This window comes from Oceanibacterium hippocampi (genome assembly GCF_900172325.1).
In the GTDB taxonomy this organism is placed as follows: Bacteria; Pseudomonadota; Alphaproteobacteria; order Sneathiellales; family Sneathiellaceae; genus Oceanibacterium; species Oceanibacterium hippocampi.
Genome location: NZ_FWFR01000001.1, coordinates 816,689 through 830,545, shown reverse-complemented (window position 1 = coordinate 830,545; position 13,857 = coordinate 816,689). Strand labels below are relative to the sequence as shown.

11 protein-coding genes and 1 riboswitch are annotated in these 13,857 nt (G+C 68.9%); of the genes, 8 read left to right on the top strand and 3 right to left on the bottom strand.

Annotation, left to right across the window (positions count from 1 at the left end; all coding sequences use genetic code 11):
- The 8 genes from OCH7691_RS03850 to OCH7691_RS03815 all read left to right on the top strand — a co-directional run bounded on the left by OCH7691_RS03850 (position 1) and on the right by OCH7691_RS03815 (position 8,772).
- On the top strand, positions 1 to 1,218 hold the full coding sequence (locus tag OCH7691_RS03850; protein ID WP_085882076.1) for an ABC transporter substrate-binding protein: 1,218 nt from the start codon (positions 1 to 3) through the stop codon (positions 1,216 to 1,218).
- Positions 1,194 to 2,927: an ABC transporter permease gene (locus OCH7691_RS03845; RefSeq protein WP_217807779.1), complete on the top strand. Its 1,734-nt coding sequence runs from the start codon at positions 1,194 to 1,196 to the stop codon at positions 2,925 to 2,927. The genes OCH7691_RS03850 and OCH7691_RS03845 overlap by 25 nt, the downstream gene beginning before the upstream one ends.
- 5 nt (positions 2,928 to 2,932) lie before the next feature.
- Entirely contained in the window at positions 2,933 to 3,589 is a 657-nt protein-coding gene (locus tag OCH7691_RS03840; protein ID WP_370853102.1) for an ATP-binding cassette domain-containing protein, read from the top strand.
- A gap of 37 nt (positions 3,590 to 3,626) precedes the next feature.
- Positions 3,627 to 3,705: riboswitch (SAM riboswitch) on the top strand.
- Positions 3,706 to 3,765: 60 nt separating this feature from the next.
- Positions 3,766 to 4,971, top strand: coding sequence for an O-succinylhomoserine sulfhydrylase (gene metZ, locus OCH7691_RS03835; protein WP_085882074.1), 1,206 nt, complete (start codon positions 3,766 to 3,768; stop codon positions 4,969 to 4,971).
- A gap of 108 nt (positions 4,972 to 5,079) precedes the next feature.
- The gene (locus OCH7691_RS03830; protein ID WP_085882073.1) at positions 5,080 to 5,952 is read left to right on the top strand and encodes an OmpA family protein; all 873 of its coding nucleotides are present in this window, start codon (positions 5,080 to 5,082) and stop codon (positions 5,950 to 5,952) included.
- 99 nt (positions 5,953 to 6,051) lie between these two features.
- Positions 6,052 to 6,459, top strand: a complete 408-nt coding sequence (apaG, locus tag OCH7691_RS03825; RefSeq protein WP_085882072.1) for a Co2+/Mg2+ efflux facilitator ApaG/CorD — start codon at positions 6,052 to 6,054, stop codon at positions 6,457 to 6,459.
- Between the two features lie 133 nt (positions 6,460 to 6,592).
- A complete protein-coding gene (folE, locus tag OCH7691_RS03820; protein WP_217807914.1) occupies positions 6,593 to 7,207 on the top strand; it encodes a GTP cyclohydrolase I FolE in 615 nt (204 codons plus the stop codon).
- 95 nt (positions 7,208 to 7,302) lie between these two features.
- Positions 7,303 to 8,772, top strand: a complete 1,470-nt coding sequence (locus OCH7691_RS03815) for a TrkH family potassium uptake protein (RefSeq protein WP_217807778.1) — start codon at positions 7,303 to 7,305, stop codon at positions 8,770 to 8,772.
- On the opposite strand, the gene OCH7691_RS03810 is transcribed toward OCH7691_RS03815, so the two are convergent.
- Genes OCH7691_RS03810 through OCH7691_RS03800 form a run of 3 tightly spaced genes read right to left on the bottom strand, consistent with a single transcriptional unit; the run spans position 8,773 to position 13,849 of the window.
- A complete protein-coding gene (locus OCH7691_RS03810) occupies positions 8,773 to 11,904 on the bottom strand; it encodes an efflux RND transporter permease subunit (protein WP_085882070.1) in 3,132 nt (1,043 codons plus the stop codon).
- On the bottom strand, positions 11,901 to 13,157 hold the full coding sequence (locus OCH7691_RS03805; RefSeq protein WP_085882069.1) for an efflux RND transporter periplasmic adaptor subunit: 1,257 nt from the start codon (positions 13,155 to 13,157) through the stop codon (positions 11,901 to 11,903). Before OCH7691_RS03805 ends, OCH7691_RS03810 begins: the two co-directional genes overlap by 4 nt.
- The gene (locus tag OCH7691_RS03800; protein WP_085882068.1) at positions 13,157 to 13,849 is read right to left on the bottom strand and encodes a CerR family C-terminal domain-containing protein; all 693 of its coding nucleotides are present in this window, start codon (positions 13,847 to 13,849) and stop codon (positions 13,157 to 13,159) included. The genes OCH7691_RS03805 and OCH7691_RS03800 overlap by 1 nt, the downstream gene beginning before the upstream one ends.
- Between the last annotated feature and the right edge of the window lie 8 nt (positions 13,850 to 13,857).

Here is a 13,857-nt window from a genome sequence, read left to right as displayed (position 1 = left end):
ATGGCGACCCTTTCCGCGCTCGTCCTCTTGCTCGCCGCGATGGCAGCGATCGTGCCCGGCCGGACCGCGGCCGCGTCGTCGACCCCGGTCGAGGACTGGCAGGCGCTGACCGAGCGGGCAAAGGGCCAGACCGTGTACTGGAACGCCTGGGGCGGCGACACGGTGATCAACGCCTATATCGACTGGGTCGCGGCACGGGTGAAGGAGCAGTTCGACGTCACGGTCGAGCATGTGAAGCTGACCGATACCGGTTCGGCCGTGGCCCGCGTGGTGGCGGAGAAGGCGGCCGGGCGCAGCGCCGGCGGCTCGATCGACCTGATCTGGATCAACGGCGAGAATTTCGCGGCGATGAAGCGCAACGGTCTCCTGTACGGCCCGTTCGCCGAGATGCTGCCGAATTTCCGCTATGTCGACGTCGCCGAGAAACCCAGCACGATCCTCGACTTCACTGTTCCGACCGATGGCTTCGAATCGCCCTGGGGCATGGCCCATTTCATCTTCATGTACGACCGCGACGTTCTCGCCTCGCCGCCGAAGAGCGCGGTGCGCCTGCTCGACTGGGCACGCACCCATCCGGGCCGCTTCACCTATCCGCAGCCGCCGGACTTCGTCGGCACGAGCTTCCTGAAGCAGGCGCTGCTCGAACTCGCGACCGATCGCGATCGCCTGCTGCGCCCGGTCGGCGACGACTTCGAGGCGACCACCGCGCCGCTCTGGGCCTACCTGGACGAACTGCGGCCGCATCTCTGGCGGGGCGGAAAGAACTATCCCGAGAGCTCGACAAGGCTGCGCCGCATGCTCGACGACCGGGAGGTCGACATCGCGATGGCCTTCAACCCGGCAACCGCCAGCAACGACATCGCGAACGGTCTGCTGCCGAAGAGCACCCGGACCTTCATCTTCGATGCCGGCACGCTCTCGAACAGCCATTTCGTGGCCATTCCGTTCAACGCCTCGGCCCGCGAGGGGGCGATGGTGGTGGCCAACTTCCTGATCTCGCCGGAGGCCCAGCTGCACAAGCAGGACCCCGCCGTGTGGGGCGATTTCACCGTGCTCGACGTCGCCGCGCTGCCGGTCGAGGAACGGGCCCGATTTCGTCACCTGAAGCTCGGACCGGCGACGCTGACGCCAGAGGAACTGACCCCGAGCCTGCCCGAACCGCATCCGAGCTGGGTCGGGGCGCTCGAAGCCGAGTGGCAGCGCCGTTACGGCCATTGACCGCGGTGCAACGTCGGGGCGGGCTGCTTCGCTTCGTCCCGCCGTTCACGCTCGCGCTCTTTCTCGGCCCGCTCTTCGCCGGCCTGTTGTGGACCCTCGGCCCGGCCTTCGGGTATCTGCCCGCGCTCGGCGGCGAACGACTGTCGCTCGCCCCCTGGCAGGCGCTGTTCGCCTATCCGGGCCTCGGCAACGCCGTCGGCCTCTCACTCGGCACCGGGCTCACGGCGACGCTGCTTTCGGTCGCCATCGTCACGGCCCTGTTCGCCCACTGGCATGACAGTCGCCTGATCGCGCGCCTTCGCAGGCTGATCGCGCCGCTGCTTTCCGTTCCGCATGCGGCACTCGCCTTCGGACTCGCTTTCCTGATCGCGCCGAGCGGCTGGCTGTTCCGGCTGTTCTGGGCGCCGCTCGCCGGGCCCGTGCCGCCCGACCTGACGATCGTGCAGGATCCGCTCGGCCTGGCGCTGATCGGCGGGCTGGTCCTGAAGGAAGTACCCTTTCTCTTCCTCATAATGCTGGCGGCCAGCGGCCAGACGGCGACCGCAGGCCAGGTCGCGCAGGCCCGCGGCTTCGGCTACGGCAAGGCCCGCGCCTGGTGCGCCGTCGCCTTCCCGCAGCTCTATCCGCAGCTCCGCTTGCCGGTCTTCGCCGTGCTCACCTACGCGATGTCAACCGTCGACATGGCGATCATCCTTGGCCCGGCGACCCCGCCGCCCCTCGCGGTCCTGCTGGTGCGCTGGTTCAACGATCCGGATCTCGCCTTCCGTTTCCAGGCATCGGCCGGCGCGATCCTGCAACTCTTGCTGGTCGCCGGCACGGTCCTGCTCTGGCTCGGCGCCGAACGGGTCATTGTCCGGGCCGCCCGCCGGCGGCTGATGGCGGGCCGCCGGGGAGGCACCGGGCGCTTCGGCGCAATGCTCTCGGCCGGGACAGCGATCACCGTTTTCGGAACGGCCACCGCCGGTCTCGCCACCATGGCGCTCTGGGCCGGTGCGGGGCGCTGGCGCTATCCGGACCCGCTGCCCTCCGACTGGAGCCTAGACGCCGCCGTCCGGCATGGCCCGGCACTCGGCGGGCATGTCGCGACCACCGCCGGGATCGCCATCGCCGCCGCCGGGGCAGCGCTGGTGCTGGCGCTGGCGAGTCTCGAAGCCGGCCAGCGGCGCACGACGGCGAATGCGAACGGCGGGCGCGGCCTCGTGCTGCTGTATCTGCCGCTGCTGGTGCCGCAGGTCGCGTTCCTGTTCGGGATCCAGATCCTGCTCGTCCAGGCCGGCGCCGACGGCACCTGGCCGGCGGTCGCCTGGAGCCATCTCCTGTTCGTCCTGCCCTATGTGTTCCTCGCCCTGGGCGGCGCCTACCGCGACCTGGACCCGCGCTATTTCCGCACCGGGCTGGCGCTCGGCCGTTCGCCCGCCGCCCTGTTCTGGCGCCTGCGCCTGCCGCTCCTGCTGCGCCCGATCCTCGTTGCCGGGGCGATCGGGATCGCCGTGTCCGTCGGCGAGTATCTGCCGACGCTGTTCGCCGGGGCCGGCCGGGTGACCACGGTAACCACCGAGGCCGTCGGTCTGGCAGCCGGTGGCGACCGGCGGCTGATCGGGCTCTACGCGGTCGTCCAGATGATCCTTCCGGGGCTCGCCTTCCTCGCCGCGCTGATCATCCCGGCCTGGTGCTTCCGCCGCCGCCGCGGCATGCGGACCGCCGCATGACAGGCATGCCGGCAAACACGCTCGAGCTTCGCGGCGTCTCGCTCCGTCTCGGCCCGCGCGCGCTGTTCGGCCCGCTCGACCTGACCGTCGCGCCGGGCGACGTGGTGACCCTGATGGGGCCGAGCGGCTGCGGAAAATCGAGCCTGCTGGCGCTGATCTGCGGCACCCTGGACCCGGCCTTCCGGGCCAGCGGCGAGATCGCGCTGGACGGCCGCCCGCTTCGCGACCTCGCGCCGGAACGCCGGCGTGTCGGCATCCTGTTCCAGGACGACCTGCTGTTCCCGCATCTCTCCGTCGCCGACAACCTCGCCTTCGGTCTCGATCCCGCCGTGCGCGGCCGGAAGGCGCGCGCCGCGGCGATCGCCGCGGCGCTCGACGATGCCGGACTGGACGGCTACGGCGAGCGCGATCCGGCCACCCTCTCCGGCGGCCAGCGCGCCCGGGTCGCGCTGATGCGGACGCTTCTGGCGCGGCCGCGCGCGCTCCTGCTCGACGAGCCCTTCTCGCGCCTCGACGCCGGGCTCCGCGACCGGATCCGGCGCTTCGTCTTCGACCATGCCCGGGCCCATGCCCTGCCGACCCTGCTGGTTACCCATGATGCCGAGGACGCCCGTGCCGCCGGCGGCACCGTCCTCGAACTCGGCGCGCCGCAAGCGGACTAGCCGTCCCGCTTGACGATCCGGCCCCGCGCCGCTAAAGCTTCGGCCACGTGGTGATTTGTGCCGACCGGCTTGCGGCCACGTAAAACAACACGCTAAAAGGTCGGGGCATGCGCTCCCTGACCCCCATTGGTCGGGGATTTTTTTTGCGCAGGCTCCGCCGGTAAGGAGAGCGAAAAATGAACGACAGGACTTCCGACGGAGATCGCGCCGCGCAGAACTGGCGCCCCGCCACCCGGCTGATCCGGGGCGGCACGCACCGTTCGCCGCATGGCGAGACCAGCGAGGCGCTGTTCATGACCTCGGGCTATGTCTACGACAGCCCGGAGGCCGCCGAGGCCCGCTTCAAGGGCGAGGAAACCGGCTTCATCTATTCCCGCTACGCCAACCCGACCGTGGCCATGTTCGAGGAACGGATGGCGCTGCTCGAGGGTGCCGAGGCCGGCCGCGCGACGGCGAGCGGCATGGCCGCGGTCAACGCCGCCCTGCTCTCGCAGGTCAGGGCCGGCGACCATGTCGTGGCGTCCCGGGCGCTGTTCGGCTCCTGTCTCTATATCGTCGAGGACCTGCTGCCCCGCTTCGGCGTCGAGACGACGCTGGTCGACGGCACCGACCTCGACCAGTGGCGCCGCGCGGTCCGGCCGGAAACCGTCGCCGCCTTCATCGAGACGCCCTCCAACCCGATGCTCGAGATCATCGACATCCCGGCCGTCGCCGAGATCGTCCACAGCGTCGGCGCGCGGCTGGTCGTCGACAATGTCTTCGCGACCCCGATGCTGCAGCGCCCGCTGGCGCTCGGCGCCGATGTCGTGGTCTATTCCGCGACCAAGCATATCGACGGCCAAGGCCGGGCGCTCGGCGGGATCATCCTCGCCTCCGAGGAATTCTGCGAAACCCACCTGAAGTCCTTCCTGCGCCACACCGGACCGGCGATCAGCCCGTTCAATGCCTGGCTGATGCTGAAGGGCCTCGAGACGCTCGACCTGCGGGTCGCACGGCATTGCCAGAACGCCGCCCGGGTCGCGGCCTTCCTGAAGGGACACAAGGGCGTCGCCCGGGTGCTCTACGCCGGCGATCCGGACCACCCGCAGGCCGACCTGGCGGCGCGCCAGATGTCCGCCGGCGGGACGATGGTCGCCATCGAGGTCACCGGCGGCAAGGCCGGTGCCTTCGCCTTTCTCGACCGCCTCGGGCTGATCGATATCAGCAACAACCTGGGCGACGCGAAGAGTCTGGTGACGCATCCGGCGACAACGACGCACCAGCGTCTGACGCCGGAGGAACGGGCCCGTCTCGGCATCTCCGACGGACTCGTGCGCCTGTCGGTCGGGCTCGAGGACGCGGAAGACCTGATCGAGGACCTGGACCAGGCGCTCGGCGGCTGACCGCCACAATTCGTCCCCGCGCCGCCCCGAAAGAACCACGAAGGCGACCCGAGACCGCCCTGTTGTCCTGCGACGTTCGCTCCCGGTTCGACGACGGGAGGCTCGATCATGGCAACGCGGAAACTCCTCACGGGCAGTGCACTGGCCCTGGTGCTGATCCTCGGCATCGGGGCCTGCACCACCGCCAACATCGATGCGCTGCGCCGGAGCGCGTCCGGCGGCGGCGATGCGGCAGGTGGGTTCGACGCAGCGCTGGCGCGCGAGTATCTCGCCTTCGCCGAACTCGAACTGGCACAACAGGACTGGCCCGACCAGGCCTATTTCGCGGCCAAGGGCCTGAGCGCGGCGAGCGGCCAGCGGCCGGGACCGGAGGCGCTCGCCGACTGGAGTCTGCCGGCCGCCCAGCGGACCCTGATCGCCGCCCGGCGCGAGACCCTCCTGCGCTGGCTCGACGGCGGCGCCCGCGAGCGCGACCCGGGCGGCGCGGCGCGGGCCCAGGTGCTCTTCGATTGCTGGATCGAGCAGCAGGAGGAGAACTGGCAAAGCGCCGATATCGCCTATTGCCGTGACGGCCTGACCGCGATCCTGACCGCCGCCGGCCCGGCGACCGCCCATCTGCCGACACCGGATACGCCGCGGCGTCTCGTGCATTTCGACTTCGACAGCCGGGAGCTCGACGCCGGCGCCATGCGCAACCTCGATGAACTGCCGCTCGGCGGCGCCGGGGTCGACGGCCGGACGCTGCTGATCCAGGGCCACAGCGACAGTGCCGGATTGCCGAGCTACAATTTCTGGCTCAGCCTGAAGCGGGCCGAGGCGGTCGCCGACTATCTCCGCGATCGCGGTGCCGACCCGGCCCGCATCCGGATCGAGGCGCTGGGCGAGAGCCGGCCGAGGGTGGCGACGGCGGATGGCGCGGTCGAGCCGGCCAACCGCCGGGTCGAGCTCTGGTACGCCGCCCTTCCGGAGCGCGACGGCTGAGCGCGCCGTCTCTGGACAACCCACCGGGCGATCGCGATACTCCGCCGAACGGGTCGGCCTGCCCCTGGCCGGCAGAGCAGATGGCGTGATGATCGTTCGATGACCGACACTGGCACCTACGACAAGGAAACCCGGCATATCCGGGTCTGCGTGAGACCGGTCTTCCTCGAGGATCAATCGGAACCGGACGACGACTATTATGTCTGGGCCTACCAGGTGCGGATCGAGAACAACGGCACCGAAACGGTCACCCTGCTCAACCGTCACTGGAAGATCACCGATGCCCGAGGCCAGGTCCAGGAGGTCCGCGGCGCCGGCGTCGTCGGCGAGCAACCGATCCTGGAGCCGGGCGGCAGTTTCGAATATACCAGCGGCACGCCGCTCTCGACGCCGTCCGGGATCATGGTCGGCGCCTACGAGATGACCAACGCCGTCGGCGAGGTCTTCGAGGTCGCGATTCCGGCCTTTTCGCTCGACAGTCCGCACGAGGGCTCCGCCGTCCACTGACCCGGTGCAAGTTGCGGTTGCCTCCGGATTTCCTTACACCATATTGCTTTTCGCCCTGTCTGCTCGTTGCCGGCCGGGTATTACGACATCCGGAGTAGGAGCGAGCGTGTTGGATTCTCCCAATTCCCAGGCCCTGGCCGAAAGCAGCGCAGAAAGCGGCTCGACCGCGATCAAACGACCGAGCCGGCAGCAGGCCGAGGAAGCCGTTCGAACGCTTCTGCGCTGGGCCGGCGACGACCCGAACCGCGAAGGCCTGATCGGCACGCCCGACCGCGTCGTCCGCGCCTACGAGGAATTCTTCGCCGGCTACGACCAGAATCCCGCCACCTATCTGGAGCGGACCTTCGAGGATGTCGAAGGCTATGACGAGGTCATCCTGCTCCGCGATATCCGCTTCGAGAGTTATTGCGAGCACCACATGCTGCCGATCATCGGCCGGGCCCATGTCGCCTACCTGCCGAGCGACCGGGTGGTCGGTATCTCCAAGCTCGCCCGCGTCGTCGACGCCTTTGCCAAGCGCCTGCAGATCCAGGAAAAGCTGACCGCGCAGATCGCCCAGACGATCCAGGAGGCGCTGACGCCGCGCGGCGTCGCGGTCGTCCTTGAATCCGAGCATCAGTGCATGTCGACGCGCGGCGTCCACAAGGACGGCGTCTCGATGGTGACCAGCTGCATGCTGGGCGCGTTCCGCGACGATCCGACCACGCGCCGCGAGCTGCTCACCATGATCGGCACCTCGACCGGCTGAGCATGCCGGTCGCGTCCGGCAACGGACGGCAACCAATCCCGCATGGACATGCGTCGTCCGAGCGCCGATGATCCCAGCCACCCGCGAGGATGGCGGTGGGAGTACCAACCGACGTGATCGACTATCGCCCCGTTCTGATGGTGGCCGGACTGCTGGTCGCGACGCTGGGCGTGTTCATGATGATCCCGGCGATCGTCGACCTGTTTGCCGGCCATGCCGACTGGCAGGTCTTCGCCGGCAGCGCGATCGTCACCGTGTTCGTCGGCATCGGGCTCTTTCTCTCCAACAGGGCCGAGCTTACCGAGGTTGGCCTACGCGAAGCCTTCATCCTGACCACGGTCGTCTGGATCATCCTGCCGGCCTTCGCCGCCGTCCCGTTCAACTTCTCCGAACTGAACATGAGCTACACGGACGCCTTCTTCGAGGCGATGTCCGGGCTGACGACGACCGGGGCGACCGTCATCACCGGGCTCGACGGCGCGCCGCCGGGCCTGCTGATCTGGCGGGCCCTGCTGCAATGGCTGGGCGGCGTCGGCGTCGTCGTCATGGCAATCGCCGTGCTGCCGATCCTGCAGGTCGGCGGCATGCAGCTTTTCCGGATGGAAAGTTCCGAGAACTCGCCCGACAAGGTCATGCCGCGCACGACCCAGATCGTGGCCGCCATCGGTTCGATCTACCTTCTGCTCACGATCACCTGCGCGATCAGCCTGTGGCTCGCCGGCATGTCGGTGTTCGACGCCGTCGCGCACAGCATGACGGCGATCTCGACCGCCGGCTTCTCGACCCACGATCTCTCGATCGGCCATTTCGACAGTGCCGCCATCGACTGGATCGTCACGCTCTTCATGGCGCTCGGCGCGCTGCCCTTCCTGCTCTATTTCCGGGCCGTGCAGGGCCAGCCGGTCGCCCTGCTCCGCGACAGCCAGGTCCGCTGGTTTCTCGGCATCCTCGGCCTCTTCATCGCCGCGATGGCACTGCTGCAGATACTCCGCCACGGAACCGGGGTGGCGGACGCGTTGCGCTACGCGGCCTTCAACGTCACGTCGGTGATGACCGGCACCGGCTACGCGACGACAGACTACGGCCTGTGGGGCGGCTTCGCCGTCTGCGCCTTCTTCTTCATCATGTTCATCGGCGGTTGCGCCGGCTCGACGAGCTGCGGCATCAAGATCTTCCGCTTCCAGGTCATCTTCGAGACCGCCCGCATGCAGATGCTTCAGCTCTGGCAACCGAACCGCATCGTCATCCCGCATTACAACGGGCGGCCGCTGCCGGATACCGCCATCGAATCGGTGATGAGCTTCCTGTTTCTCTTCCTGCTGTCCTTCAGCCTGCTGACCCTGGCGCTGACCGCGCTCGGCCTCGATTTCGTCACCGCGGTATCGGGTGCGGCGACGGCGATCGCCAATGTCGGGCCCGGCCTCGGCGACATCATCGGTCCGTCCGGCAACTTCCAGCCGCTGCCGGATACGGCGAAGTGGTTGCTGTCGGGCGGGATGCTGATCGGCCGGCTGGAACTGTTCACGGTGCTGGTGCTGTTCACCCGCCGCTTCTGGCAGATCTGATCAGGCGGCGCGACCGGCGTCGGGTTGCCGGCGCGCGACGCGGGCGCCACGGAACAGGCCGCCGATATCCTCGGCGATATGGGTCAGCGCCGGCACGAGAAACAGCACCAGAAGGGTCGCCGTCATCAGGCCGAAGACCATGGTGATCGCCATCGGGATCAGGAAGCGCGCCTGCAGGCTGGTCTCGAACAGCAGTGGCGCCAGCCCGCCGATCGTCGTCAGCGAGGTCAGCAGCACCGCCCGGAGGCGGTCGGCGGTACCCTGGACGATGGCGTCGCGAACCCGCTCGCCCCGCGAGATACGCTCGTCGATGGTCGAGACAAGGATGATCGAATCGTTGACCAGGATGCCGGCGAGGCCGAGCAGCGCGACCAGGCTGAGCACTGTCACCGCGTAACCGAGCACCATATGGCCGACGACGGCGCCGACGAAGCCGAACGGAATGATCGACATCACGACGAAGGGCCGGCCGTAGGACGAGAAGACCCAGGCAAGAATGATGTAGATCGCGGCAAGCCCGATCATCGCGCCGAACTTCATGTCGCCGAAGGTCCGTTCCTGCTCCTCCGCCTTGCCGGCGAAGGAATAGTCGATCCCCAGATCGCCGGCGATTCGCGGCAGGTCGTCGGCCGCGAGGCTCGCCAGCACCTGGTTGGCATCGGCGCGATCCTCGTCGACCTCGGCCGTGACCGCGACCTCGCGGTGGCCGTCCTCGCGCCGGATGCGGTCGAACCCGATCCGCTCGTTGAACCGCACCGCCTCGGTCAGCGGCACCTCGGCGCCGGTCGGGCTCTTCAGGTAGAGACGGTCCATCGCGGCAAGCGTCGCCTGCTCGCGCGGATACTTGAGGCGGATCGTGACCTCTTCGTCGCCGCGGGCGAACTTGCGCGCGATCGTCCCCTCGAAGGCGGCCCGGACCTGCCGGCTGACGCTGTCGGTGGTGAAGCCGAGGGCGAGCCCGCGCGGCGTGAGTTCGAGCAGCAGTTCCTGCTTGCCGTAGGGCAGGTCGTCCTCGATATCGCTGATCCCGGGATACCGGCCCAGCGCGTCCTTGACCGCCTCGGCGGCCTGTTTCAGGACGTCGCTCGAGGCGCCCGAGAGCCTGATGTCGACCTCCCGCCCCGGCGGGCCGCCCGACCGCTCGATGAGGGCGAGCCGCTGCAGCCCCGGCAGCGGCCGGATCTCCGCCCGCCAGGCCTCGATGAACTCGGCGGTGCGGATGTCGCGATGGTCGGAGGGGGCAAGCTCGACATGGACGCCGCCCCGGTTGCCGCCCCGGACCGAGGAGAAGTCGTCTCCCTGGCTGATCCCCGACTTGCCGAAGGCCATCAGCACGAGCCCGCCGGCGCCGTCCGTCAGCTTCTCCTCGGCGACGTGGAGCGCGCGTTCCAGCTCCTCGATCATCGCCGTCGTTGTCTCCCTGGGCGTGCCCGGGGCGAACAGGATGTTGGCATTGACCGTATCGCTCTCCGGCGAGGGGAAGAAGGTGAACGGCACCCGCCCGCCCACGATCAGCCCGGCGGCGACGATCAGCAGTCCGAGCGCGCCGGCCGCCGAGGCATACCGCCAGCGCACCACGAAACCGACCGCGCGAACGAAGGGACCGTCCCGGAAGGCATCGAAATGACGGTTGAACCATTGCCGGAGCCGGCTGTCGCGCAGTCCCTGGCCGGACAGCGCATGACGCATGTGACCCGGCAGGATCAGGAAGCATTCGACGAGGCTGGCGATGAGCGTCGCGACCACGACATAGGGGATCGCGGCGATGATCTGGCCGATGATGTCGGAAACCAGCAGGATCGGCAGGAAGGTCGCGATCGTGGTCAGCGACGAGGCGACCACCGGCGCAAGCATCCGGGTCGCCCCCTCCTCGGCCGCCTCGCCGGGCGACAGGCCGAGGGCGCGCCGCGACGAGCCGTGCTCGGCGACCACGATCGCGTCGTCGACAATCACGCCGAGGGTCATGATCATCGCGAACAGGCTGACCATGTTGATGCTCTGCCCGGTCGCCAGCATCACCGCCGCTGTCGCCAGCATCGCCACGGGAATGCCGGCCGCGACCCAGAAGGCGACCCAGCCGTTCAGGAAGACGAACAGCACGCCGAGGACGAGGATCAGTCCGGAGACGCCATTGCGCAGAAGGAGCTCGATGCGATCGCGGATCAGGTTGGCCATGACGTCGAACATCTCGACCCGCAGCGTCTCCGGCCAGGTCCCCGCCTTCTCGGCCATGTAGTCCTGCATCGTTCGCTGGGCGACCAGCGCGTCGGTCGCCGAGGCGCGCCGGATATGCAGCTCGATCGCCGGATCGTGCAGGCGCCTGGCGACCGGGGCGTCCTTGTCGAAGGCCTCGCTCATGCGGGCGACGTCGCGCAACAGGACCCGCTCGCCGGTCGGCCCCGAACGGATCTCGACCGCACCGAGCAGATCGGCCGCCTCGACCTCGCCGAGGCTGCGGAGCTGCTTCTCGACCGGTCCGCCCACCGTGCCGAGCGGCAGGTCCTGCGAGATCGAGCCGACGCGCCGGCCGACATCGTCGAGGGTCAGGTCCAGGCGGCGCAGCTCGCCTTCGTCGATCTCGATCCAGATTTCCTCGTCACGCGCGCCGACCAGGTCGATCTTGTCGATCCCCCGGTCCAGCAGCTCGTCGCGGATCTCCTTGGCGAAGCTCTTGAGCGCGCTCTCGGAGAACGGCCCGGAGACGACCAGCCGGGCGATCGTGTCATAGGCGATGACCCGCTTGATGATCGGCCGCTCGCTCTCGTCCGGCAGGGTGGTGACCCGCGCGACCGCCTGCTCGACATCCGAGAGCGCGGCCTGCATGTCGCTGCCGGGTTCGAACTCGATGACCACGGTGCCCTGGCCCTCGGCCGCGTAGGAGGTCACCTTGCGGACCGAATCGAGGAAGCGGACCTCCGGCTCGATGGCGGCGATGATGTTGCCGTCGACATCGGCGGCGCTGGCGCCCGGCCAGGGCACGGTGACCGAGACGATATCGATCGAGAAGGTCGGGAAGAACTGGGTGTTGAGCCTGAGCAGCGCGAACAGGCCGGCCACGATCATCAGGATCATCAGCAGGTTCGCCGCGGTCCGGTGATGGACGAACAGCCGGACGACGGAGAGCGGGTTCATGGCGCGAGGATCTCGACCTTGAGGCCCGGGCCGATGCCGGTAAAGCGGGTGACCGCCACCTGGTCGCCGTCATCGAGGGCGCCCCGGACCAGCATGTCGTCGCCCATTCGCGCGACGACCGTGACGTCGCGCGGCTCGAGCCGGCCGTCACGGACGACATAGACCCTGTCGCCCTCGTGCAGCGCGCTTTCCGGCAGCCGGGCGACGTCCGCATAGACCTGGTCCGACATCCGGACCTCGACGAAGTTGCCCGGCCGGAGCGGGCTCGCCGCGTTGCTGTCGGCGAGCCGGGCATAGATCTCGATGCCGCCGCTGGCTGCCTCGACCGCGGCGCCGACCCGCTCGATCCGCGCGGCATGGGTCAGCGCAACCCGGCCGGCCTGCCAGATCACCTGCACAGGACGTCCGATCAGCCCCTCCGGCGAGCCGTAGACGCGGCCATATTGCGCATCCGAAAGGCGGACCGCGACTTCAAGGCTGTCCGCATCGATCAGTTCGGCAACCGCGTCGTTGACGCCGAGGCGGCGGCCCATCTCGGCCTGGATCCCGCGCAGGAAACCGTTGTAGGGCGCAACCAGCCGGGTCCGCTCGAGGTCGCGGGCGACGCGCGCTTCCTCCGCCTCAAGGCGCTCGATCGTCGCCTCCTGCTGGGCGACCCGGGCGCTCTCGGCGGTGACCGAGAATTCGCGGCCGGAAACCCCCTGGCGCATCCGCGCCAGCGCCATCCGCGAATCGTCGAGTGCGCGCTCGGAGACGTTGCCCCGCCTGAACAGCTCCTCGGAGCGGGCAAGCTGGCGCTCGTCGAGGCCGAGCATCTCGCGCTCGCGCGCCAGCGCCGCCTTCTCCATGTCCCGGCGGGCGCGCAATTCGACAAGTCGCGCGCGCGCCTCGGCGAGCTGCGCGCGGATCTCCCGCAAGGCGATCCGGTATTCGAAGGGATCGATCTCGATCAGCATCTCGCCCCTGGCAACGATCCCGCCGTTCCGGAAATTCTCGCCGACCGCCACGACCTCGCCGGCGACCAAAGACCGCATCGACACGGTACGCCCGGAGACGACCGTCCCGAAGACGCGCTGCGTCGGCTGTTCGTCACCAATCGAGACTGTCGCCACGGCGATCGGCCAGCTGCGTTCCAGCCGCGGGGCAGGCTCGGCGACCGGCCGGGTTTCCTTCAGCGCCACGAAGACGGCAACCGCGACGACCAGCAACCCGACCGGCAGAATGATCTTCAGGGTCGTCGAGAGCCGGCCCATCAGACGTCCTCCGGCCAGGTCGCGGCCGCATACTCGAGGCCGAGCGCGCGGACGACCCAGTCGCCGGCGATCCCGGCGAGCTTCTCGAATTCCGCCTCGCCGTGGCTTTTCCAGCCGAGGCTGGCCTGCACGAGGTTGGTGTTCAAGACGAACTGGACGCAGAGCATCATGGTCATATGGGCCTGGATCCGAGTCCGCTCGTCGGCCGGGTCGAGCCCGGTCGCGGCGGCGACGAGGGCGCCGACGGTCCGTTGCAGGGGCGCGAAATGACGCTCCCGGATCGCCGCGAAATGGTCCGACGGCTGCTGGATCTCGTGATAGAGGAGCTGCATCCGGATGCGATGGCCGGGCATCGTCGAGATGGTCCGGATGATCAGCCGCACGACCTGCCGTGCCAGTTCGGCGAGCCGGGCCGGGTCGCCTGCGGCCTCGTCGAGCCCCGAACGGATGAAGTGGGCCAGCCCCTCGCGGTTCGGCGCCATGTCTTCGATCACGCGCTCGACGACGGCGGCGTAGAGCCCTTCCTTTCCACCGAAATGATAGGCGATTGCCGACAGGTTGACGTGCGCGGCGCGGGCCAGTTCCCGCGTCGAGGTGGCCTCGAAGCCGCGCCCCGCGAACAACCCGAGCGCGCCCAGTATCAGGCGCTCGCGCGTGTCCCGGGCTGACTTTAGGTCAATCGATTGATCCATGCGCAACC